Raw genomic sequence first — 23,497 nt, 5'->3', positions numbered from 1 at the left:
CGCTCCCACAATGTCATTCGAACAATCAACGCAGAGTTCAGATCCCCCCTCTCGCCTTTCCCGCTGAAAGGCAACACCTGTCAACTCTGACAGTTATGCAGAATTTCCCGATGCCCTACCCTGAAACGCCACTGATTGATCAGTGGACCAACCTGGCTTCAGGGCCAAGGACAGCAATCATGAACGATAAAACCAACGAGCAGCATATGAGTGCAGTTATTCAAGGCACCCATCCGCATACATTCGAAGCGAACAGTGACTGGGCAATTGACAAGGTCGAAAATCAGTTCTGGATCACCGCCGTTCACGACGAAAACAAGGACGAGCAGGAGCGGCAGAAGGGCAAACCATGGCATTTCATAACGCTGAGGGTTCCCGGCACGCTATCGAATGACGGCACGGAGGACATCCTGGAAATCGGCGGGAATACCGAGGCCATTTACGCGCGCTTCTCCGACTCGGGTGGTCCTGTTCACCCGGCGCGTTCCGGCGAGATCAAAATTCGCTACGACTGGAAAACCGCTCGTATGTACGGCGAGTACCGCTTCAAAATTGGCGGCTTTGGAGAGGAGCTGGATATCATCGACGGCCGTTTTGATCTGACCGGCATTACTGATTCGGTACAAAACAATCAATCCGAAGCGACGGGCACCTTCACCGCCAATGGCGGAATTGGCGACTTCAAAGCCGATAAGTTTCGCATCACGAAACATCAGCCGTCGCCGATTATCCCGTCCTATCTTGAAGTGAGAGCCGAGCAGAGTTCCGGTAGTCAGGTTCGCTACACCATTTTCATCATGGGCGACTTGAAAGCCGGGGAGTTTGATCTGTCGAAGAAAGATGAGGTGTACATCGTTCACAACTCGTCCACAGGTGAGCTTCACATCACAACGTCCGGAAAGCTGATTTTTACCGCCGCCCCCACTGAGCGCCTGATCACCGGCACGTTTGATGCGCAGTTCAGCGATAGCTTCGGAAATGAGGTAGACGCAAACGGTAAGTTCAACATCGAGGCCTGACAGTTGCCGCTCCGTGGGAGCGGCCCGCTCCCACACTGTCATTCGGACAGCCACTCAGTGGTGCCATTGTTCGTTGTGGTGGTGATGAGGCGCTCCGAAACGCCAGCTTCTACAAAAGCACGGTAGCGTGCGCTAAGGTGCAGAGATCGATCATTACAGTGAGTCCTCATGCGCTTTCTCGCCCGCACCCACCCTCGCCTGTCCGCCGCCGCTCTGGTGGGCCTTGCCACCGGCCTGCTGGTCCCGGCCGACTCCATCGTCAGCAAAATCCTCATCGGTTGGAATGCCGGTGTCTGGATCTACCTGATCCTGATGTTCTGGCTGACCATTCGGGCGAAGGCGCCGGACGTCAAACGCATCGCCGTCGTCGAAGACGAAAACGCCGGGCTGGTGCTGTTCGTTGTGTGCATCGCAGCCCTGGCCAGCCTGGCCGCCATCACCCTTGAGCTGGCCGGCGCCAAAGACCTGGATAATCATCGCAAACTTCTGCATTACGCGTTTACCGCCCTCACCGTGGTAGGTTCGTGGCTGGTGATCGGGGTGATTTTCAGCGTGCATTACGCCCGGCTGTTTTACACCTGGGACGGCAAGGATCCGGCGTTGCGCTTTGCCGAAGGTCTGACCACACCCAACTACTGGGACTTCCTGTACTTCTCGTTCACCATCGGCGTCGCGGTACAGACCGCTGATGTGGGCGTCGCTACCCGCGATATTCGCAAGATCGTACTGGCTCAGTCATTGATCGGGTTTGTGTTCAACACAGCGATCCTCGGTTTTTCGATCAATATTGCCGCGGGGCTGTTCGGTTGAGCTTGTTGGCCCAGGAAGCGCCCTGAGTTCAATGTGAAACCGCCGCTTGGAAATGCCCTTTGTAAACTGTCAACTCTGACAGTTTACAGTCCCCTGAAAGCAGGCTCTTATAGCCTATCCAGGATTAGGGCCATGCATGGCCTTTGGATACCTTACTCAAAGTAACGGAGACCAGGCCCATGAATGCTGTGATCAAACGAACCAGTTTCGCCGCAGGTAACTATGTGAGCGCCGAAGCGTTTGCCAATGCCCAACTGGAAGTCAACCCATTTAATGCCAACGCCAGACTGATCGACAAGGTAAAAACAGGGCGAAACAAACTTGACGCAATGTGTATCACCGCCATTCAGCGTAGTGATAAGAACACTCGTGTATCCAACACAACTACTCGCGAACTTACCTTTGTACTTCCTGCGGATCTGGCCGTGGGCAAGTACGAGGTGAAAAGTCGCGACGATGTGGCTTTCAGCTTTAAAAACAGTGACGGGAAAATTTATGAAGGCGTCTCGGGAGAGATCGAGATCGAGCCAGCGAGCGATGAAAACGTCAAAGGCCGTTTCAATATCAATATTGATATGCCTGACAATGAAGAAAATATTTTTATTCTCAAAGGCAAATTCCAGGTATTGAAAGCCGGCTAGCCTGTAACACAAAAAAAGGAAGCGTAGGCTTCCTTTTTTATGCTCGAGACTTTCAGATCAAAATTTGTAATGCGCCCCCATATTGAGACCAAAGTCCTTGGTGACGTTATCACCTTTACTGGTATCCACCTCGGCATGTAACTGCCAGCGGTCATTCAGCGTCCAGGCCACCCCGGTCCCGACTTCGAAACGCGTGCCTGACAAGTCATTGTTGAACTTGTTGTCATTGACCCGTACTTCATTGTTTTTCGCAAATTCCTGGACCACGGCAGCGCGGATATGCGGTTGCAGAACGCTGCCATTAGCCAGCGTCATGCCACGTCCCAGCGTCACACCCGCCTTGCCCAGCAGCGAGCGAGTAGTATCGGCGTCAGCGTTCAGGCCGTTGTCCAGGCTGAAATTCTTGCCTTGCACCGACGCCGCCTGCCACTGGGTAAAGGGCGCCACGTAATAACCGCCTGCAAGATCGATATGTTTACCAAACTCCACCGATGCGCTGGCCCCGAAATTGTTGAAGCTGCCGTCGGTACGTGAGCCATCACTCATCGAAACCTTGGCTTCATTGCGAAAATGGTTGAGTTTGGCAACGGTATCCAGGTAGTAGCCACTCTCTCCAAGCCAGGTACCGTAAACCCCGAACGAAGTGCTGCCGATTTCCCCCGAACTGCCGCGGCTCAAATCAAGATCAGACTTGCTGTAACCAATGAAGGTACCCAGCAATACACGTTCACCGGCAATCTGCACCGGGGTGTCAAACCCCATTGCCAGGCCATACTGGCTCTGACTGTAGCCATCACCATAGGCGTTGGTGCTGATGCTGAAGCGATTGCCATATGATCGTATCCACCCGCCAGTTGGCGAACTGTTCGCACGCAATTCACCCATGCGGTTGGTCAGAGAGGCCATTTCACCGTAGATAACGGTCGGCGCCGTACCAAATATCGCCATGACCGAGCGGGTCGGCGTACTCACCACTTCCTTGTCCGGGCGCAGGTACCAGTCCTCACCTTCCTTGACCAGCCGATAGGTAAAAGCCCCTGCGTCGACAAACCCTGTGGGTAATCCGAATTGAGCGATACCACCGACCGTCTGTACCACTTTGATCTGCGCATCGCTGACCGGATCCGTACCGCTACTGGTGACCAGCAACTGATGATTCCCGACAGCATTGCCGGTGAGGTTCAGTAGACCGGTGTTACCCGTGCCGAAGTCTGTGTCGATCCCAAAAGTACCGTTTCCACCGAGATTGGAGACATTGAGCTGATAACCGCCGAGCTGGACCCTCCCGCCATTTTGTAGATCCAGATTGCTCACCGACTGGCTGCCCGTCATTTGCCAGAGCGCCTGATTATTGATGGAGAAGTTGTTCACATTACTGACCTGGCCCACCAGGGTAGCTGCATTATCAAGTGTCACCGTAGACAAACTCTCGGGCGCGGCGTTGATATTGCCCTTCATCAAACTCTGGTTATTCAGCGAAACAGTGGCGACGCTCTCAAGATTGCCGGTGAGCGAAGAAGCATTGTCGATCGACACCCGCGAAGCCCCCAGAACATCACCGTTCATGTGCGCCTGATTGTTCAGGGTCGCGGTGGTAACACCCTGCAAATCACCGGTCAATGTCGCTTTGTTCTGTAGCGTGACGTTCGCCGAACCGCCTGCTCCGGCTACGACGTTGCCGGTGAGGCGACTGTCGTCGACCAACAACTCGGCCGAAGCGCCGGTACGAACCTCGAGCAGCGTACCGTTACCGCCAATCAGGCTGGAACCATTGAGCACCGAGATTTTCGCGACTGTTGGAAAGTTCGGCGCGTTGATACCCACGACGATAGCCGAGCCGGTCTTGCCTTCGATACGGGAATTGTCCAGGACGATGGTCGATGGAATCACCGTCGATACCAGTGTGTCGGTGCCCACGGTCAGGCCGTTGAGCCCACCGGTGATGCTGCTGCCGGCAGTTGCCGACAGCGAGCCCTCGAGCAGACGGATCCCGAAACTGTTGGCACCAGTGCCTTCCACGGTAGATCCCTGCACATTCAATTCACTGAAACGGTTACCGGCAATCCCGCCTTGCAGGCCTCTGACAATCGTGTTGTTGCTCAGATTTACCGTAGAGCCGCCAACACTGGAAATACTGCGCACGGCCGAGATGCCAATCCCGCTCAAACTGGTGACGCTGGAGTTGTTCAGGGTTGCCGTAGCGTTGGTCAGGGAAATAGCGTTCCGCAGTCCACCCGGACCTGCAGAGGCAACTGTCGAGTTACTCAGATTGATCAGTCCCCCCGTGGTGCTGGAAAGTCCCAGGGTACTGGCCCCCGAGCCTGTCAGCGTTGCGTTTGTCTGCAACTGCCAGACGTCCAGTGGTGAACTGGCGTCGATCGTTTGAGTCGTTCCTGCCGGCACGCTGGCCGCCTGGATCATGGAAGAGTTCAGTAATGTGGGGATAATTGATAGCACCCACACACTGAGTTGGGTTCTGGACAAGTTGAATACCGGCTTTGGCGTCATGGTTGAGTCCTACTCGAATGCATTCCCGCGGGAACGAGCGACCGACTCGAGAACACTCGCAAGCCGGATATGTAAGGGCCGCCAGACTACGGACTAACCTTTCAACGATATGTAGGACAAGTCCTCACACTAGTAGGACTTGTCCTTTTTATACGTACGAATCTCCGTATCTGAACGTACACAACTTCGCTTCTTTCTGATGAAGGGCAGAATCGTTCCCTCATCAACAAGAAGAGTTGCCTGGTGCAGGTATTACGGAGAAACCTCCGCACGTTCTTCGTCGCAATACACCAGGCTGGCATTGAGCAACTGAACAGCCACGGTAACCTCGGCAGTAACGCCGTTGACCGTATAGGCTATGCGCGCAAATCTGGCTGCTGGCCGAGTGACGCCGTCCGGGCTTGGCAATTGAATTGCACGAATTTGAAGTGAGTACTCTGTCAGCCTGAACTCCAGATCGCCTGTCGGTGGCATCGGCGCCGAACGGGTAATGTGCGTGGCAGGAATAGCCGGCGCCCCCACGGCATTGGTGGTTCGACCTTCAAAGTCAAGATTCACCACCGCACCAGTCGGAATGTTGGCATCACGCCGCACACGGATTCGTAGCTGGCGCGGCAAATAAGGCGGCATCGCACCGTTCACCACGCTCGGGTGGTTTAAGCTCGGGCAGTTGATACTGGTGATGACACGCTCAGGAATCAATGTACCGGTTGCTCCACGGAACGCAGAGGCCACGATTTGGGGTGCAGGCAGGTTGATGACAATCGCTGTCACGTTGACCCTGGTGGGGACTTGCTGCTTCATCACGTTGGGACTGCCAGGGTATTCCACGGTGATAAAGGCTTGTCTGGCATCTGCTCCGATGCCGTTGCCTTCGGCAAGGATTGTCGCCCAACGCAACACGGTGGAGACAGTTGTATCACCGAGGCGTACCGGCACCGGTTCCCCGACCTGCTTGCCCTGATAATAGAACTTGACGATTTCTCGTCCGGTGACAGGGCGGTTGGGGTCAGTCCAGATCTGCCAGTTCATCACTGCGTCCAATCCGGCTTGCGCCGGGCCCAGGGTGTTGGGGGCTGGCACCGGTGTACCCGCGCCCTGTACCACCACATCGCGATCGCGAATGTTGGGGTTTTCCAGCTCAGGTATATTCGGCTGTTCAGGCCCTGCGTAAGCAAAATCGATCAAGCCGTCTGCGGAGGGTGATACCGGGTTCGGCGTAATGGTTGGACGACTCAGTTCAAACCAGTACTGGAACTCCACCTCGTTTGAATTGTTGGCGTCGCCAAAAACATCGGCAAGCGTGGCGTAATCCAGATTGAAAAGCAGCGGCCCCGCTGTGCCCACCGGCGGGATTGGCTGCTCCGGCAACTGAAATAGTCCGGCGTCGGACGACAGGTACGGAATGATGCGATCCCCTGGGATCGAATTGATTGGAAAATCGATTTCCATGATGGCTTTCGTTGGAGGTGGATTCGCCGTCGTCAGATTGAGCGCAATACCTCCATTGGTACCGGTGACCGGAATTCGCGCTGGCGCAAGAATCGGGGCTGGCGTAACAATACGTTGGAACAGTGTGGTAATCGCGGCGTTGTTACTGATGTTGCCTGGTTGATCTTTCAGGTTGTAAGAATAATAGTAAGTTCCCTCTGTCAATCCGCTCAAAAAACTCAAGGGGATATTGATAATCCCACTGGCCGGTAAAAAACCTTTGAATGCATGCGTTTCAGCTGACATCAAAAGAAAAGTTGTCAATTGAGAAATATAGAAGACGCACTCATCCAGATCTGCTTCGAACTTCTGGTAGACATGAGGGATTTCCAGGTTCAATCCACCGGCATTGGCAGGGTCGGTCAACCAGGCATCATTGATGATCGCGGGTACAGTGGCCCCCAGTGTCAGCAGCGTCGGCCGAGTACCAGTACCATTGGAACCGCCCGGCTGGCGTTGATACGGTGCAGTGAGGTCGACCAGCGCCTCGGCATACGGTTTTTCAGTGGTGTCCGGGTTTTCGAAGATATCAATAATGACGAATGCAAATTCATAGGAAGTGTAATCGCCCGCTATATGAAATTTTTCAATCAAGGAGGTGACTGGCACATCGAACTCGATCGGGAAGCTCCAATCCCCCCCCGGCTGATCGCTTCTGTTTTTGCTCGCAACGATGAACGTCGGGTCTGTCGAGTCGACCTCGATGATCGCTCCTTTGGGAAACACATGCAGGTCGATTTTCATCGCCCCCTCAGGACCTTTGTCAGGAACGTCCGCCAGCGTGACTTTCAGCAGCCGGTCTTCTCTGAGTTGTTTGTGAGTCAACCGCTTGTCCGCCAGTTGGCCCTCGATAACCGGTGGTAAAGCCAGAATGCCGCCTGCATTAAACTGCATATTCATTTTTGAAAACTCCATCAGTGAGTGTTTCATTGAACTATCAACGTTGTTGCCCAACGAAGAAGCGTGCGACGGCAATCTGCAAGTTTCCGGGACTAACGCTTCAGCACTGTCGGTTTCATTTAACGCCAAGGCATCTGTGTCATTCGCATCTAACCCTGCGACCGATGCCGGACCGCAAGAAAGGTTGGATCCTGGAATGACCCGGTCAATTTTTACCAAACCAATTGGCGAGCGCCCCAGGGCGATACCATTTCGGTAAAGCGTGTAACGGGCCAATGCGGATGAACTTCTTTCCATCGGCTTTATATAGCGCTCGTATTTATCGCTTCCGAGTATAAAAAGAGGCCCATTGTCAGCCTCTCCCTGGGTCAGAGTTTTTTTGACTTCCAGCGCAGTGAATGGGATCGGCCTGACTCCGTTGAGGCTCTCGAACCCTTCCCACTCCAGAACACACACATCATTGGCCAGGAAGCGACCTGGTTGAGCCTCGACATCGACCCACACTTCCTCCCACAACTTTGGAGTCGAATTGCAATTGAGATATCCCCATAACGTGGCATGGGGAAATGTGGGTTCTGCGAGATTTATCGGGACCGGACGCCGAACAATGAACGTTTGTGGAAGTGAAGTATCTTCATTTCCGTTATCCCCCAACGTGTTCCGGTATCGCAGAACAATATTGCCGTCTCGCTGTAAAAATCGCGCCGGTAACAAAAAGACCCCGGGATAACCCACGGCAACCGGAACCGGAAACGGATTGCTATAGAACAACTCTTCAGTAGTGGCATCCGGTTCGGTTACCCAGATTTCCAGCAGATCGCTTTTCCCCGGTTTAACCGATGGATCTTTCCATAAAGGAATCAGTAACCTGGCGCCATCAGTCGAGGCGGTTGGAGGAAGTACACCATCGGCCCCCACCCCCTCGATCGACAGGGGCACGGCCAACACGCCGATATGTTCGCTGTTTTTGAATGACGACATGTCTTTTCCTGAAAGTGCGATACGCCTGCCTTGGTGAAATTAGACGCGCATCAGACCTCCTCGCCTACTGTCATATCTGACAGGTTATTCAACCGCTCGTCGGTTTTAAAAGGCACAGCTCGTCTCGATCATCTGGAAAAACTTGACGACAACTCAGCAGATGTAGTTCTCTGAAACCGGTTTCATTGTCAGGCAATGGCACCGTTTGCTCATTCAAAACAAGAAGATCGCCCCATGAACGATTTCTCCGCCGCCCAGCGCAGCCGCGTGACCATGCTCGATGTCGCCGAACGCGCCGGCGTCTCCAAGGCCAGCGTCTCGCGCTTTATCGGCGATGACCGCGCCCTGCTCTCCGATACCATCGCCTTGCGCATCGAGCAGGCAATTGCCGAACTGGGTTATCGCCCCAACCAGATGGCCCGTGGCCTTAAACGCGGGCGCACCCGCCTGATCGGCATGCTGGTGGCCGATATCCGCAACCCTTATTCGATTGCCGTGATGCACGGGGTGGAAACCGCCTGCCGTGCGCATGGTTACAGCCTGGTGGTGTGCAACACCGACCGCGACGACGAACAGGAACGCCAACATCTGGCGCTGTTGCGTTCGTACAACATCGAAGGGCTGATCGTGAACACCCTCGGCCATCACCGTGATGAACTCCACGAACTGCATCGCGAAATGCCGCTGGTGTTGGTGGATCGCAAGGTCGATGGCCTCGACAGCGACATGCTCGGGCTGAACAACCCGCAGGCGGTCGAAATGGCCCTGACGCACCTTGAACAGCGTGGCTATAGCGATGTATTGCTGGTGACTGAACCTTATGACGGCACCAGTTCGCGGATCGAGCGGGTCAGCAGTTTTCAGACGCAGATTGCCCAGCGCTCCGGATTGACCGGGGCCGTGCTGGAAACCGGCGACGCACTCGCCACTCACCTGCAAACCTTTTTAAACACACCGGCTGGCGGGCCTAAAGCACTGTTCTGCGCCAACGGCGTGGCAGCGCTGGCCTGCACCTTGGCCTTGCGCGACATCGGTTGCCGATTGTTCGAGGATGTCGGGCTGATTGCCCTGGATGATCTGGATTGGTACCCGTTGGTCGGCAGCGGCATTACCGCACTCGCCCAGCCGACGGCCGAGATTGGTGCGCGGGCGTTTGAGTGTCTGTTGAAGCGCTTGCGGGGGGATGTCGAGGTCACCCGCAAGCTGGATTTTGCGCCGGTGTTGGTTGAGCGCGGTTCTACCCGAGGGCTTTTGCGGTGATGTTCACTACGCCATCGCGAGCAGGCTCACTCCTACAGGGGTGGGGCATTCCAAATGTAGGAGTGAGCCTGCTCGCGATGGCGCCCGAAAGACCGACAAAGATCCATCAGATTTTTTTTGAACAAAAATGAAACCGGTTTCAGAGGTAGATAACAATGAATAAACCTGCCGTTTCCATCAGTCTGTCCAGCTACGGTGCCGAGCTTGTGCGCCAACGCGGGCAGGATTTTTTCATCGACGTGCTGGCCGCTGCCGGCGCTGATCGCATCGAATGGCGCGAAGAGTTGCTGACCCGCGAAGTGCCGGCGCAACTGCAGGCCGCCACCCGGGCGCAGGGCCTGCAAAGCATCTATTCCTCGCCGAGCGAACTGTGGCTCGCCGGTCAGGCGCGGCCCAATCCCGAGTTGATCAGCGCCCTGCAACATGCAGAGGCGTTTGGCTCGAAATGGCTGAAAGTCTCGCTCGGTTACTTCACCGACAACTGTGATCTGCAGGTGCTGAAACAACTGCTGGACAACAGCCCGGTGCTACTCCTGGTGGAAAACGATCAGACCTTGCATGGCGGCCGCATCGAGCCGTTCCAGCGCTTTTTCGCGGCGGTCGAGCAGCATGATTTGCCGATCAAGATGACGTTCGATATCGGCAACTGGCAGTGGCAGGACCAGTCCGCCGCCAACGCCGCACGCCTGCTCGGACGCCATGTCGGCTATGTGCACTGCAAAGCCGTGGCCCGGCGTCCCGACGGCAAACTGGTCGCCGTGCCACCGGCCGTCAGCGACCTGCATTTGTGGGAACAACTGCTGCGGCACATGACCCAAGGCGTTATGCGTGCCGCCGAATACCCGTTGCAGGGCGATGACCTGGTGGCACTGACCACCGAGCACGTCGCCGCCCTCGCCCGCCTTGGTCAATCGCGCCTGGAGCCTGCTCATGTCTGATCTCGATATTCTGTCGTTCGGTGAAACCATGGCGATGCTGGTCGCCGAGCAAACCGGTGATCTGGCCAAAGTCGAACACTTCCACCGGCGCATTGCCGGCGCCGACAGCAACGTGGCGATCGGCCTGTCGCGTCTGGGTTTCAATGTGGCGTGGCTGAGCCGGGTCGGCGCCGATTCGCTTGGACGCTTTGTGGTGGAAACGTTGGCCAGCGAAGGTCTGGATTGCAGTCACGTCGCAGTCGACAGCGCGCATCCGACCGGTTTCCAGTTCAAGTCGCGCACCGACGACGGCAGCGACCCGCAGGTCGAGTATTTCCGCCGCGGTTCGGCGGCCAGTCATCTGTCCGTGCAGTCGATCAACAGTACCTTGCTCGGTGCCCGTCACCTGCACGCCACCGGGATCCCACCGGCGTTGTCAGCGAGCGCTCGGGAAATGTCGTTCGAGCTGATGACGCGCATGCGCCATGCCGGGCGCAGCGTGTCGTTCGACCCCAACTTGCGCCCGAGCCTGTGGGCCAGCGAGCAAGAGATGATCCGCGAGATCAATCGCCTCGCCGCCCTCGCCCATTGGGTTTTTCCGGGTTTGAGCGAAGGTCGGCTGCTGACCGGGTTCGAAGATCCGGCGGACATCGCGGCGTTCTATCTCGATCAGGGTGCCGAAGCCGTGGCGATCAAGTTGGGGCCGCAAGGTGCCTATTACCGCACGCAACTGGATCAGGGGGTTGTCGCCGGGGTGCCGGTGGCCAACGTGGTCGACACCGTGGGTGCGGGCGACGGATTTGCCGTCGGCATGATCAGTGCCCTGCTGGAGCATCAGAGCTTTGCCGAGGCGGTGCAACGCGCGAACTGGATTGGCAGTCGGGCGGTGCAGAGTCGCGGGGACATGGAGGGGTTGCCGACCCGGTCCGAACTGATCGCTGAATTCGAGGCCGCTGATCGCGAGCAGGCTCACTCCTACATTGGATCTGCGCTAGTCACAGGTGCAACGGCAAACACATAACCCTTGTAGAAGCGAGCCTGCTCGCGAAGAGGCCCGCTTGATCAGCGCAAAAATTTGAACCTGCTGCGACAAAAACAACAAGCTCAGGAGCAACACCATGAAAACCGCAACCCTCGCCGCCCGCCGCTGGTGGTACATCATGCCGATCGTGTTCATCACCTACAGCCTGGCGTATCTGGATCGCGCCAACTACGGCTTCGCCGCCGCGTCCGGCATGGCCGCCGACCTGATGATCACCCCGGGCCTGTCTTCATTGCTCGGCGCGCTGTTTTTCCTCGGCTACTTTTTCTTCCAGGTGCCGGGTGCGATCTACGCGCAGAAGCACAGCGTGAAGAAGCTGATTTTCTTCAGCCTGATTTTCTGGGGCGGCCTCGCCACCCTGACGGGTGTGGTGTCAAACGCCTACTGGCTGATCGTGATCCGCTTCATGCTCGGCGTGGTCGAAGCCGCGGTGATGCCGGCGATGCTGGTCTACCTGTGCCACTGGTTCACCCGCGCCGAACGCTCGCGGGCCAACACCTTTCTGATCCTCGGCAACCCGGTAACCATGCTGTGGATGTCGGTGGTCTCGGGCTATCTGGTGCAGCACTTCAGCTGGCGCTGGATGTTCATCATCGAAGGCTTGCCGGCGGTGCTTTGGGCATTTATCTGGTGGAAGCTGGCCGATGATCGTCCCGCTCAGGCCAAGTGGCTTAGCGAGCAGGAAAAGCATGACCTGGAAAGCGCCCTCGCCGCCGAACAGGTCGGCATCAAAGCGGTGAAGAACTACGCCGAAGCGTTCCGTTCGCCGAAGGTGATCATTCTGGCGCTGCAGTTTTTCTGCTGGAGCATCGGCGTCTACGGCTTCGTACTGTGGTTGCCGTCGATCCTCAAGGCCGGCGCGCAAATGGACATGATCGAGGCCGGCTGGCTGTCGGCGCTGCCGTATCTGGCGGCGGTGATCGGCATGCTCGCGGTGTCGTGGGGTTCGGACAAACTGCAGAAGCGCAAACGCTTCGTCTGGCCGCCACTGCTGATCGCCTCCATTGCGTTCTACGGCTCCTACGCCTTGGGCGCGGAACATTTCTGGTGGTCGTACACGTTGCTGGTGATCGCCGGTGCTTGCATGTACGCGCCTTACGGGCCGTTCTTCGCCATCGTTCCGGAGATCCTGCCGGCCAACGTTGCCGGAGGGGCCATGGCGCTGATCAACAGCATGGGTGCGCTCGGTTCGTTCGGCGGCTCGTACCTGGTCGGCTACCTGAACAGCTCCACCGGTTCACCCGGTGCCTCGTACCTGCTGATGAGCGGCGCGTTGCTGCTGTCGGTGGTGCTGACGATTTTTCTCAAGCCTGGCGCCAGTGACCGCGTCGTGGCCAAAGCCGTTGCCACGCGTCCCGTGCCGGCGCATTCCTGAAGAGATTTTTGCCCATGAAAAAGCAAGTCGTGCTGTACAAGAAACTCTCGCCGACGCTGATGACGCGTCTGCAGCAACAGTGTGAAGTGACGTTGATCGAAAGCCTCGACGCCGACGGTCTGATGAAGCTGCGTGACGCCCTGCCCGGCGCCCACGGTTTGCTCGGCGCCAGCCTCAAACTCGACGCCGCGCTGCTTGACCTCGCGCCGCAACTGCAGGCGATTGCCAGCGTTTCGGTAGGCGTCGACAACTACGACATCGATTACCTGACCCGGCGCAAGATCCTCCTCAGTAACACCCCGGATGTGCTCACCGAAACCACCGCCGACACCGGTTTCGCCTTGATCCTCGCTACGGCCCGGCGCGTGGTAGAGCTGGCGAATATGGTGCGCAGCGGCCAGTGGCATCGCAACATCGGCCCGGCGCATTTCGGCACCGACGTGCATGGCAAGACCCTGGGTATCATCGGCATGGGCCGCATCGGCGAAGCGCTGGCGCAGCGCGGGCATTTCGGTTTTGGCATGCCGGTGCTCTATCACAGCCAGTCGCGCAAACCGGCAGTCGAGGCGCGTTTTGACGCGCAGTACCGTAGCCTTGAAGGGCTGCTGCAAGAGGCGGATTTCATCTGCCTGACCCTGCCGCTGACTGCGCAGACCGAAGGTCTGATCGGCACCGAGCAATTTGCGTTGATGCGCCCCGAGAGCATCTTCATCAATATCTCTCGCGGCAAAGTGGTGGATGAGGCAGCAATGATCGAAGCGTTGCGCCATCAGCGAATTCGCGCGGCGGGGCTGGATGTATTCGAGCGTGAACCGCTGAATCATGATTCGCCGTTGTTGCAGCTGAACAATGTGGTGGCAACGCCGCACATGGGTTCGGCGACGCATGAAACGCGGGAGGCGATGGCGCGGTGTGCGGTGGACAATCTGCTGGCGGCGTTGGCTGGGGAGAAGCCGGTGAATCTGGTGAATCCGGGGGCTTGGCAGGGCTGAGATCTTCCGTGCTTGTCCGATCGCCATCGCGAGCAGACTCACTCCTACAGGGGAATGCATTTCACTTGTAGGAGTGAGCCTGCTCGCGATGAGGCCAGTTCAGGCAATACGAAACCATCAGGCACTACGCGCCTGCAACAGCTGCACCGCGCACAACGCAATCCGCGCACAGGCATCCGCCAGTTTCACCCGATCCAGCACCAGCCCGATGCGGATATGCCCCGCCGCACTTGGCCCGAACGCCTCCCCCGCCAGCACCGACACGCCGTAACCTTCCAGCAAACGCTCGGCAAACGCCTGCGCGCCAAACCCGGTCTGGCGCACATCGACCATCACGAACATCCCGCCATCCGGGCGGATCGGCCGCAGCCCCGGGCAGCCGCGCAAACGCTCGCACACCAGATCGCGGCGCAAACGGTATTCGTCACGCATCTGCGTCACTTCCGGCAGATCACTTTCCAGCGCCACTTGCGCGGCTTTCTGCACGAAGTCCGGAAGGCCGAACAACATGCTCAACGACAGGTTCACAAGATGCTCGGCCAGCGCTTTCGGCCCGATCGACCAGCCAATGCGCCAGCCGGTCATGGCATGGGATTTCGACAGACTGTTGATGGTCGCCGTGCGTTCGGCCATACCCGGCAGACTCGCCGGGCTGATGTGTTCGCCTTCGTAGAGCAGATCGCTGTAGACCTCGTCACTGATCAGCCACAAATCGTGGCGCACGCACAACGCCGCCAGCTCTTGCCAGATCAGCAGGGACAGGCTTGCGCCGGAAGGATTGTTGGGACTGTTGAGCAACATCGCGCGGGTCTTCGGCGTGATCCGCGCGGCGACATCGTCGGGGTCAACGCGAAAGCCATTTTCCGGCCTGACCGGCACCGGCACCACCGTCGCGCCGCACGCGCCGAACACGCCCTCGTAGGTCACGTACATCGGCTCGGCGAGGATCACTTCGTCACCCGGGTCCAACAGGCATTGAGCGACCGAATACACCGCACATTGCGCACCGGGCAGTACGATCACGTGCTCGGCATCCACCACCTGACCGCTGCGCCGCTGGTGGCGGGCGGCGATCAATTTGCGCAGCGCCAAGCGGCCACGCACGTCAGAATAATGGGTATCGCCGGCCAGCAGACTGTCGATCGCCCCATGGATGATCGGCAACGGCGTGTCGAAATCCGGATCACCCACGCTCAACAGCAGGATATCGACTCCCTCGGCGCGCAGCTCCAGCGCTCGGTCATGAATCTGCCACGCAGCGGCTCCCTCCCCGGCGATTCGTTGGGTCAAGGCTGAATAGCGCATGCACGTCTCCTGATTGCGCGGTCTCCAGCCTTCACCCTAGGTCAAATCACAAACCGCGCCACCATGGCATTCAAATCCACCGCCAGGCGCGACAGTTCATGGGTCGCGGCGCTGGTCTGATTCGCGCCGGCGGCCGATTGCGTGGCCAGATCACGGATGTTGACCAGGTTGCGATCGACCTCGCGCGAGACCTGCGCCTGTTCTTCCGAGGCGCTGGCGATCACCAGGTTGCGTTCGTTGATCTGGTGGATCGACTGGGTGATCTGCTCCAGCGCAACGCCGGCAGCGCGGGCCATTTCCAGAGTGGTCTGGGTGCGCTGGTTGCTTTGCTGCATCGACGACACCGCTTCGCCGGTGCCGTTCTGGATGCCGGCGACCATTTTTTCGATTTCCTGAGTCGATTGCGCGGTGCGATGCGCCAAGGCGCGCACTTCGTCCGCCACCACCGCAAAACCGCGTCCGGCCTCACCGGCACGCGCCGCTTCGATCGCCGCGTTGAGGGCCAGCAGGTTGGTCTGCTCGGCGATGGCGCGGATCACATCCAGCACCTTGCCGATGTCACGGCCCTGCGCAGCGAGACCTTCGATCATTTGCGCGGTGCTCTGCACGTCATGCGTCATGGTCTGGATCGCATCGACGGTTTTCACCACTTGATCGCGACCTTCGCGGGCGGCCTGGGTCGACTGGTTCGACGCTTCGGAGGTCGACACCGCGTTGCGTGCGACTTCCTCCACGGCCGCGGTCATTTCGTTGACGGCGGTGGCGGCTTGTTCGATCTCGTTGTTCTGCTGTTGCAGGCCACGGGAAGCCTCTTCGGTGACCGCGCTGAGCTCTTCGGCCGCGGCGCCCAACTGAGTGGCGGAGCCGGCGATCTGTTCGATGGTTTTACGCAGGTTGCTCTGCATCGTGGCCAACGCTTGCAACAGTTGGGTGGCTTCGTCCTTGCCATCGACTTCGATGGACTGGGTCAAGTTGCCGCCGGCGATGGTTTGCGCAGCCTGCACGGCACGGTTCAGCGGGGTGACAATGCTGCGGGTCAGCAGCAGGGCCAGCAGTACCGTGGCGAGCGCCGCCACCACAGCAACGATCACGATACCGGTCATGGCGCTGTCGTAGTACTCGCCGGCGTGGGTGGAGGCGACTTTCGCCCCCGCCGCGTTGATTGCGATGAGCTTGTTGAGCTGTTCGCCCATCTGGTCGGTGCCGTCCTTGATCCGCGTGTTGATCAGGGTGCGCATCTCGTCGACCTTGTCCTGACGCGACAGCTCCATCATCTGGTTTTGCGCTTGCAGATAGTTATCGAGCGTGGTCGCGAACGTCTGATACAACGCGCGCTCTTCGCTCTCTGCCGGCAACGCGGCGTAACTGGCCTGAGCTCTGCGCACTTTGTCCACCAGCACGCCGATGCGCGTTTGCGCTTCCTGCAGACCTGCCGGGTCGCGGTTGACCAGAATCCGGAACGACAGAATCCGCAGGCGTAGAACGTTTTCCGTTACCACGCCAAGGTAGGTGACGCTGGGCAGTTGGTTGGTATCCATGTCAATGGAAGCCTGGCGGATGGTCGACATGCGGTTGACGGCGAACACACCAAGGACAATCACCAGCAAGGCGATAAAGGCAAAACCGAGGAAGGCACGGGGCGCGATATTCAGGTTACGCAAGGACATGGTTGGACTCTCGGATAGAGGTAACTGCGAGCGTCCTTGCCGTCATCACTGGCCCTTGGGGGCGGGACCAGTCAGGCGTCACTGTTCGAGGGAATCTGTGTGCGCCTGATCTCTTTATCGGCGGATCTTCAGGAAGGTTTCGTGTAAAACGAAAAAAATTTCAAGGTGTTTCACCGGTGAAACACTCACACGCTCCCTGTAGGAGCTGCCGCAGGCTGCGATCTTCTGATCTTGATCTTAAAAACAACATCAAAAGATCGCAGCCTGCGGCAGCTCCTACAGGGTGGGGTTCAAGATTTGGCCATTTACCAGATCCGCGCAGTGACAGGGGCGCGTATCAGCGTTTAGTCATCTGCCAGACCCGGGCGATGTCCGTCGCCCGTTCGCGCAACAGGCGCGGGGCTTCGGCGCAGGCCTGCTCCAGGGTCATCGGGCCGCTGGTGACGGCGAATGCGGCATCGATGCCATGGCCGTAGAGTTCCTGATACCCCTCGCCCAAGGTCCCGGCGATGACGATCACTGGCACACCGTATTGCCTGGCGATCCGCGCCACACCGAACGGGGTCTTGCCGCGCAGGGTTTGCGCGTCGAAGCGCCCTTCGCCAGTGATCACCAGATCGGCGCCGTTGACCGCTCCAGACAGCCCCACCAGTTCCGCCACCACCTCAACACCGGCCTGAAACTGCGCGCCGAGAAATGCCTTCGCCGCAAAGCCCAGACCGCCTGCCGCGCCGCTGCCCGGCTCATCACGCACATCCTTGCCCAACGCTTGCGCGCAGAGCTCGGCGAAGTGCCCCAACGCCTGATCCAGTTGCTGTACTTGCGCCGGTGACGCACCTTTTTGCGGGCCGAAAATCGCTGAGGCGCCATGCGGGCCGCAGAGTGGGTTGTTGACGTCGGCGGCGATATCGAAGCGTACCTGGGCCAGACGCGAATCCAGATCACTCAGATCAAGATGGGCCAATTGCGCCAACGCAAGACCACCCGGCAGCAGCGCCTGACCCTGCGCATCGAGCAATTTCACCCCGAGCGCCTGCATCGCGCCGGCGCCGCCGTCGTTGGTGGCGCTGCCGCCAATCGCCAGAATCACCCGTTGCGCGCCGGCATCCAGGGCGGCGCGAATCAGTTCGCCGGTACCGAAGGTGCTAGTGATGCAGGCATCGCGCTGCCCCGTAGGCACCAATTGCAAGCCACTGGCCTCGGCCATTTCGATAATCGCGGTGTGATTGTGTGGCAACCAGCCCCATGCGGCATCGACCGGAGTGCCCAGCGGCCCGCGCACCCGGGTGCGGCGCTGTTCGCCCTCGCAAGCGGCAAGAATCGATTCCACCGTGCCCTCGCCGCCGTCGGCCATCGGGCATTTGACCAGTGTTGCTTGCGGCCAGACTTGCGCCAGTCCCAGGGCAATGGCCTCGGCAACGCCTTGGGCACTCAGGCTGTCCTTGAACGAATCGGGGGCGATGACGATTTTCATGCGAATTCTCCAGTTCCAATGCCCTTCATGCTGCCAGTCGGCCTGCGCATTGACGCCTGTCCGCTGCACAAAGGCGGTTGGCGTTTATTGTTCATTTCTACAAAAGCCTTGGGGATGAATGTTGTGGCCCTATCGCGAGCAGGCTCGCTCCGACAGGGGAACGCATTTGAAATGTGGGAGCGAGCCTGCTCGCGAAGGCGTCGGTGAAAACACCCGATCAGCCCGGATCAATCTGCGGCAACAATTGCACCCCAAGGTACAACGCCAACATCCCGTCCAGTCGCAGCGGATCCACCCCGCTGATCTCGGCAATCCGCTCCATCCGGTAACGCAGGCTGTTGCGGTGAATGCCCAGCGCATCGGCACACGCCTGGCTCTGCCCGTCGTGTTCACACCAACTGCGCAGGGTCGCGAGCAACTGGCCGTTGCCATCCTTGGCGATGACTCTGCGCAACGGTTTGAGCAGTTCATCCAGCGCATCATCGTTGCGATGGCGCCAGAGCATCACCGGCAAGCGATAGCGATTGAGCGTCAGCAAGCGCAAATTCGGCAGCACATCCCGCCCATAGGCCAGCAGATCACCGACCCGTCGATAGCAACGGCGCAACCCGGCCAGCCCATCCGCCTGCCCCCCCACAGCGATGCGCAGAATGTTCCAGCCGAGAGCATCAAGCTTTTCCAGCAAACGATCATGCTCAACCGTCTGACTTGCGGGTCGGCACCACAGCAGCGATGACTTGGCCGAACTCACGCACCAGCTGTCCGGGTAACGCGAGGTCAGCCAGGCGCTCAAGGCCTCGACAGTTTGCCCCGGCCCGTGCTCCAGACCCAGTTCGAACAGATACGGCACCCGGTTCAACTGCGGCTTGAGCCCCATCTGCTGCGCCTCATCGACCAGCCGCGGCGAGTCGCCGGCTTCGCTCAACAGCAACGCCAGCAGGTCATCGCAACGCTGGCGTCGCCACTGCTGCTCGGCCTGCTGATTGCGCTGGCCGACGAGCATTTCCGCGGTCATGCGCACCAGTTCGGCGTAGGTGCGCAGTTGCTCCGGTTCGCCGGTAATGCCGAGCACGCCGATCAGGCGCTGATCGAGCAACAGCGGCAAGTTGATCCCCGGCTGCACGCCCTTCAAATGCACGGCGGTTTGCGCGTCGATCTCCACCACCCGCCCGTTGGCCAACACCAGTTGCGCGCCTTCATGACGGGTGTTGATGCGCTCCCGCTCGCCACTGCCGAGGATCAGCCCCTGGCTGTCCATGACGTTGACGTTGTAGGGCAAAATGGCCATGGCCCGGTCGACGATATCCTGAGCGAGGTCGTGATCGAGTTCGAACATGATCGGAAAAATCCTTAAGCAACGGCGGCGGACGGTTGTTCACCCGCACAGGGTCTGGCGGCAAACCCTGTGCTCAGGCACAAAGACAATCCGGCCACAGGTGGCCGAGACTCTCACGGCGATCAACGTTAACCTGTGCATCGCAAAAAATCATAATAAAGAGAGAGCCGCTATGTCGCAGAGCGCCGCAGCTACCCAGACCATCGATGACGGTAAAGACGCCGTCTACAAACGCATCACCCTGCGTTTGATCCCCTTCATCTTCATCTGCTACCTGTTCAACTACCTCGACCGGGTCAACGTTGGCTTCGCCAAACTGCAGATGCTCGACGCGCTGAAGTTCAGCGAAACCGTGTACGGCCTCGGTGCCGGGATCTTCTTCATCGGCTACGTGCTGTGCGGCGTACCGAGCAACCTGGCCCTGACCAGATTCGGCCCGCGACGCTGGATCGCGCTGATGATGATCACCTGGGGCACGCTGTCGACCTGTCTGTTGTTCGTCACCACCCCGACCCAGTTCTACACGCTGCGCCTGTTCACCGGTGCGGCCGAAGCCGGGTTCTTCCCGGGCGTGGTGCTGTATCTCTCGCAGTGGTTTCCGACGTTCCGCCGTGGACGGATCATGGCGCTGTTCATGTCGGCGATCCCGGTCTCGGGCCTGCTCGGCAGTCCGTTCTCCGGCTGGATCCTCAATCACTTCGCCGCCGGCCAAGGTGGACTGGCCGGCTGGCAGTGGATGTTCCTGCTGCAAGGCATCCCTACCGTAATCCTCGGCGTGCTCGCCTACTTCCTGCTCAGCGACAGCTTCGCCAACGCCAAATGGCTGACTGCGCATGAACGCGCGGTGCTCGAAGCGGATCAGGCCGAAGACCTCGCGAACAAACCGAAAACCACCTCGGACTCGTTGCTCGCGGTGTTCAAGAACCCGGCGATCTGGGCTTTCGGCCTGATCTACTTCTGCATCCAGAGCGGCGTCTACGCGATCAACTTCTGGCTGCCGTCGATCATCAAGAACCTCGGCTTCAGCGACAACCTGGTGATCGGCTGGCTGAGCGCGATTCCGTATCTGCTGGCGGCGGTGTTCATGCAGCTGGTCGGACGTTCGGCGGACTTGCGCAAAGAACGTCGCTGGCACTTGGTGGTGCCGATGCTGATGGGCGCGCTCGGTCTGCTGATCGCGGTGAACTTCGCCGCCAACCCGGCCATCGCCATTCTCGGCCTGACCATTGCGACCATGGGCGCACTGACCGGCCTGCCAATGTTCTGGCCAGTGCCGACCGCGCTGTTGAGTGCGGGCGCCGCGGCCGGTGGTCTGGCATTGATCAACTCGATGGGGCAGATGGCCGGTTTCCTCAGCCCGTACCTGGTGGGATGGGTCAAGGACAGCACCGGTTCGACCGATGCGGCGTTGTATCTGCTGGCGGGTGTGATCGTTGGCGGGAGCTTGCTGGCGCTGCGCATGACGCGGACGCTGCGCGCGTAATTACGCTTGCAGATCAAAAGATCGCAGCCTGCGGCAGCTCCTACAGGGAAACGCGTATTTCCATGTAGGAGCTGCCGCAGGCTGCGATCTTTTTGCTTGCTGATTGCAACGCCCGAACTTGCCAATCACGTAAAAATCCCGCAAAAACGCAAAGATTTTTAAAGGATTTTTACCAATGAGTTCGATTCTCGATCTGGAGATCTTCGTCCGCGTGGCGGATTCCGGCAGCATTTCTGCGGCTGCCCGCGCGCTGGAACTGACGCCGGCCGCTGCCAGCATCGCGTTGAAGCGCCTGGAAACCCGCCTCGGCATTCGCCTCCTCGCGCGCTCCACCCGCAGCATGCGCCTCACCGAAGAAGGTCGGCGTTATCTCGACAGCGTGCGCATCGCCCTGTCCGCCCTGGCCGAAGGCGAGCAGGCGCTCAAGCAACACGGCGAAGGCCTCAGCGGTGTGCTGCAACTGGCGGCGCCGTCGGACTTCGGGCGCAACGTGTTGTTGCCGTGGCTCGACGACTTCAAGCGCGAACACCCCAATATTCAACTGCAACTGCTGCTCAACGATCGGCATGCCGACCTGTTTCGCGAAACTGTGGATGTCGCCCTGCGCTTCGGCGTGCCCAGTGATTCAACGCTGGTGGCGTTGCCGATTCTGCCGGCGCATCGCCGCGTCGCCTGCGCCAGCCCGGACTATCTGGCCCGCCATGGCACCCCGCAACATCCCGGCGAATTGCACGAACACAGCGCCCTGCTTTATTTGCGCAACGGCCGGCCCTACAGCACCTGGCATTTCAGTCGCGAGGATGAAACGCTGGAAGTGGAAGTCCACGGCGACTACTTCAGCGATGACGGCGAAGTCGCACGGCGTTGGGCGCTGGCCGGGCATGGCATCGCCTACAAGGCCTGGCTGGACGTCGCCGAAGACGTGCGCGGCGGACGCCTGTTGACGCTGTTTGATGACTGGCAAGGTGAGAGCGTGCCGTTCAATCTGCTGTGCCCGCATCGGGTGCAAGTGTCCGAGCGCGTTCGCGTGTTGCAGGCGTTTTTGCAGGCACGGTGCGCAGCACTGAGCCGATAATTCACTTTGCCGCGTCGGACGCTTCTGGTATTTCATTGGAGCTTTCCCACCGTTAAAAGGATTTCGGCATGAGCTATCGCACACTGGGGCACTCGGGATTGCAGGTGTCCACCCTCACCCTTGGCACGATGATGTTTGGCGAGCAGACCAGCGCTGAAGACTCGCTGCGCATCATCGACAAGGCCTGGGATCAGGGCATCAATTTCATCGACACCGCCGACGTCTACACCAACGGCCGCTCGGAAGAAATCGTCGGTGAGGCAATTGCCCGCAATCGGCATGAATGGGTGCTGGCGACCAAGGTCGGGTTCGGCCCGGTGGACGGCGTGCCGAACCGCAGCGGCTTGAGCCGCAAGCACATCTTCAATGGTCTGGAGGCCAGCCTGACGCGACTCGGCACCGACTATCTCGACATCTATTATCTGCACCGCGAGGACCACAACACACCGCTGGAGGTCAGCGTCTCGGCGATTGGCGACCTGATTCGCCAGGGCAAGATCCGTTACTGGGGCCTGTCAAACTATCGCGGCTGGCGTATTGCCGAAGTGATCCGTATCGCCGACAAGCTCGGCGTTGATCGCCCGGTCATCAGCCAGCCGCTGTACAACATCGTCAATCGCCAGGCCGAGACCGAGCAGATCAGCGCCGCGCAATCCTATGGCCTCGGTGTGGTGCCTTACAGTCCGCTGGCTCGCGGCGTGCTCAGCGGCAAATACGCACCCGACGTCACTCCCGACGCCAACAGCCGCGCCGGGCGTCAGGACAAGCGCATTCTGGAAACCGAATGGCGCGTGGAATCGCTGCGCATCGCCCAGCAGATTCAGCAGTACACCCAGGGCCGTGGCGTCGGGATTGTCGAATTCGCGATTGCCTGGGTGCTGAACAACAGTGCGGTGACCTCGGCGATTGTCGGGCCGCGTACCGAACAGCAGTGGGACGCGTACACCAAGGCGCAGGCGGTGCAGATCACGGCGGAGGATGAAGCGTTTATCGACTCGCTGGTGACACCGGGGCATGCGTCGACGCCGGGGTTCAACGATGTGAGCCATTTTGTGTCGGGCCGTAAACCGCGCCATATCTGATTCCACTGCCTTGTAGGAGCTGCCTCAGGTTCGGGCCGCGTTCGGACGTTCTTTTGCCTTTGGGCTTTCAAGATCAAAAGATCGTCCGAACGCGGCCCGAACCTGCGGCAGCTCCTACACTGGATGACGGCAGCCGGTT

At 59.1% G+C, this 23,497-nt stretch carries 17 protein-coding genes; 11 read left to right on the top strand and 6 right to left on the bottom strand.

Annotated elements, in window-relative coordinates; translation table 11 throughout:
* Positions 1-179 precede the first annotated feature (179 nt).
* From BW33_RS26465 to BW33_RS26455, 3 genes are all read left to right on the top strand, one after another.
* A complete protein-coding gene (locus tag BW33_RS26465) occupies positions 180-1,019 on the top strand; it encodes a hypothetical protein (protein WP_047602321.1) in 840 nt (279 codons plus the stop codon).
* 168 nt (positions 1,020-1,187) lie between these two features.
* Positions 1,188-1,829, top strand: a complete 642-nt coding sequence (locus BW33_RS26460) for a DUF1345 domain-containing protein (RefSeq protein WP_047602319.1) — start codon at positions 1,188-1,190, stop codon at positions 1,827-1,829.
* 179 nt (positions 1,830-2,008) lie between these two features.
* The gene (locus BW33_RS26455; protein ID WP_047602318.1) at positions 2,009-2,470 is read left to right on the top strand and encodes a DUF6252 family protein; all 462 of its coding nucleotides are present in this window, start codon (positions 2,009-2,011) and stop codon (positions 2,468-2,470) included.
* A gap of 57 nt (positions 2,471-2,527) precedes the next feature.
* Here the strand turns inward: BW33_RS26455 and BW33_RS26450 are convergent, their stop codons facing one another.
* Together BW33_RS26450 and BW33_RS26445 are read right to left on the bottom strand one after the other, a co-directional pair.
* Entirely contained in the window at positions 2,528-4,978 is a 2,451-nt protein-coding gene (locus tag BW33_RS26450; protein WP_047602316.1) for an autotransporter outer membrane beta-barrel domain-containing protein, read from the bottom strand.
* Positions 4,979-5,230: 252 nt separating this feature from the next.
* Positions 5,231-8,350 (bottom strand): hypothetical protein, encoded by a 3,120-nt coding sequence (locus BW33_RS26445; RefSeq protein ID WP_047602314.1) that lies wholly within the window; start codon positions 8,348-8,350, stop codon positions 5,231-5,233.
* Between the two features lie 234 nt (positions 8,351-8,584).
* On the opposite strand from BW33_RS26445, the gene BW33_RS26440 reads away from it, so the two are divergent.
* The 5 genes from BW33_RS26440 (at position 8,585) to BW33_RS26420 (ending at position 13,936) form a co-directional block, all read left to right on the top strand.
* On the top strand, positions 8,585-9,610 hold the full coding sequence (locus BW33_RS26440) for a LacI family DNA-binding transcriptional regulator (protein ID WP_047602313.1): 1,026 nt from the start codon (positions 8,585-8,587) through the stop codon (positions 9,608-9,610).
* Between the two features lie 155 nt (positions 9,611-9,765).
* A complete protein-coding gene (locus BW33_RS26435; protein ID WP_047602311.1) occupies positions 9,766-10,548 on the top strand; it encodes a sugar phosphate isomerase/epimerase family protein in 783 nt (260 codons plus the stop codon).
* Positions 10,541-11,548 carry a sugar kinase gene (locus BW33_RS26430; protein WP_047602309.1) on the top strand — a complete coding sequence of 336 codons (1,008 nt, stop codon included), beginning with the start codon at positions 10,541-10,543 and terminating at the stop codon, positions 11,546-11,548. The genes BW33_RS26435 and BW33_RS26430 overlap by 8 nt, the downstream gene beginning before the upstream one ends.
* A gap of 97 nt (positions 11,549-11,645) precedes the next feature.
* Positions 11,646-12,944 (top strand): MFS transporter, encoded by a 1,299-nt coding sequence (locus tag BW33_RS26425; RefSeq protein WP_047602306.1) that lies wholly within the window; start codon positions 11,646-11,648, stop codon positions 12,942-12,944.
* Positions 12,945-12,958: 14 nt separating this feature from the next.
* Complete coding sequence (locus BW33_RS26420) at positions 12,959-13,936, top strand: 2-hydroxyacid dehydrogenase (protein ID WP_047602305.1); 978 nt, start codon at positions 12,959-12,961, stop codon at positions 13,934-13,936.
* A gap of 117 nt (positions 13,937-14,053) precedes the next feature.
* On the opposite strand, the gene BW33_RS26415 is transcribed toward BW33_RS26420, so the two are convergent.
* The 4 genes from BW33_RS26415 to BW33_RS26400 form a co-directional block, all read right to left on the bottom strand.
* Positions 14,054-15,241: a pyridoxal phosphate-dependent aminotransferase gene (locus BW33_RS26415; RefSeq protein ID WP_047602304.1), complete on the bottom strand. Its 1,188-nt coding sequence runs from the start codon at positions 15,239-15,241 to the stop codon at positions 14,054-14,056.
* Positions 15,242-15,282: 41 nt separating this feature from the next.
* Positions 15,283-16,908, bottom strand: coding sequence for a methyl-accepting chemotaxis protein (locus BW33_RS26410; protein ID WP_047602302.1), 1,626 nt, complete (start codon positions 16,906-16,908; stop codon positions 15,283-15,285).
* 337 nt (positions 16,909-17,245) lie between these two features.
* Positions 17,246-18,382, bottom strand: a complete 1,137-nt coding sequence (locus BW33_RS26405; RefSeq protein WP_047602300.1) for a glycerate kinase — start codon at positions 18,380-18,382, stop codon at positions 17,246-17,248.
* Positions 18,383-18,599: 217 nt separating this feature from the next.
* Entirely contained in the window at positions 18,600-19,718 is a 1,119-nt protein-coding gene (locus BW33_RS26400) for a sugar diacid recognition domain-containing protein (RefSeq protein ID WP_047602299.1), read from the bottom strand.
* A 172-nt stretch (positions 19,719-19,890) separates the two neighbouring features.
* On the opposite strand from BW33_RS26400, the gene BW33_RS26395 reads away from it, so the two are divergent.
* From BW33_RS26395 to BW33_RS26385, 3 genes are all read left to right on the top strand, one after another.
* The gene (locus BW33_RS26395; RefSeq protein ID WP_047602298.1) at positions 19,891-21,201 is read left to right on the top strand and encodes an MFS transporter; all 1,311 of its coding nucleotides are present in this window, start codon (positions 19,891-19,893) and stop codon (positions 21,199-21,201) included.
* Positions 21,202-21,376: 175 nt separating this feature from the next.
* Positions 21,377-22,276, top strand: a complete 900-nt coding sequence (locus tag BW33_RS26390; RefSeq protein ID WP_047602297.1) for a LysR family transcriptional regulator — start codon at positions 21,377-21,379, stop codon at positions 22,274-22,276.
* A gap of 68 nt (positions 22,277-22,344) precedes the next feature.
* Positions 22,345-23,358 (top strand): aldo/keto reductase, encoded by a 1,014-nt coding sequence (locus tag BW33_RS26385; protein ID WP_047602296.1) that lies wholly within the window; start codon positions 22,345-22,347, stop codon positions 23,356-23,358.
* Positions 23,359-23,497 lie beyond the last annotated feature (139 nt).

This window comes from Pseudomonas sp. RIT288 (assembly GCF_000631985.1).
Taxonomy (GTDB): domain Bacteria; phylum Pseudomonadota; class Gammaproteobacteria; order Pseudomonadales; family Pseudomonadaceae; genus Aquipseudomonas.
The sequence above is the reverse complement of the archived record's forward strand: the minus strand, read 5'-3'. Positions and strand labels throughout refer to the sequence as shown.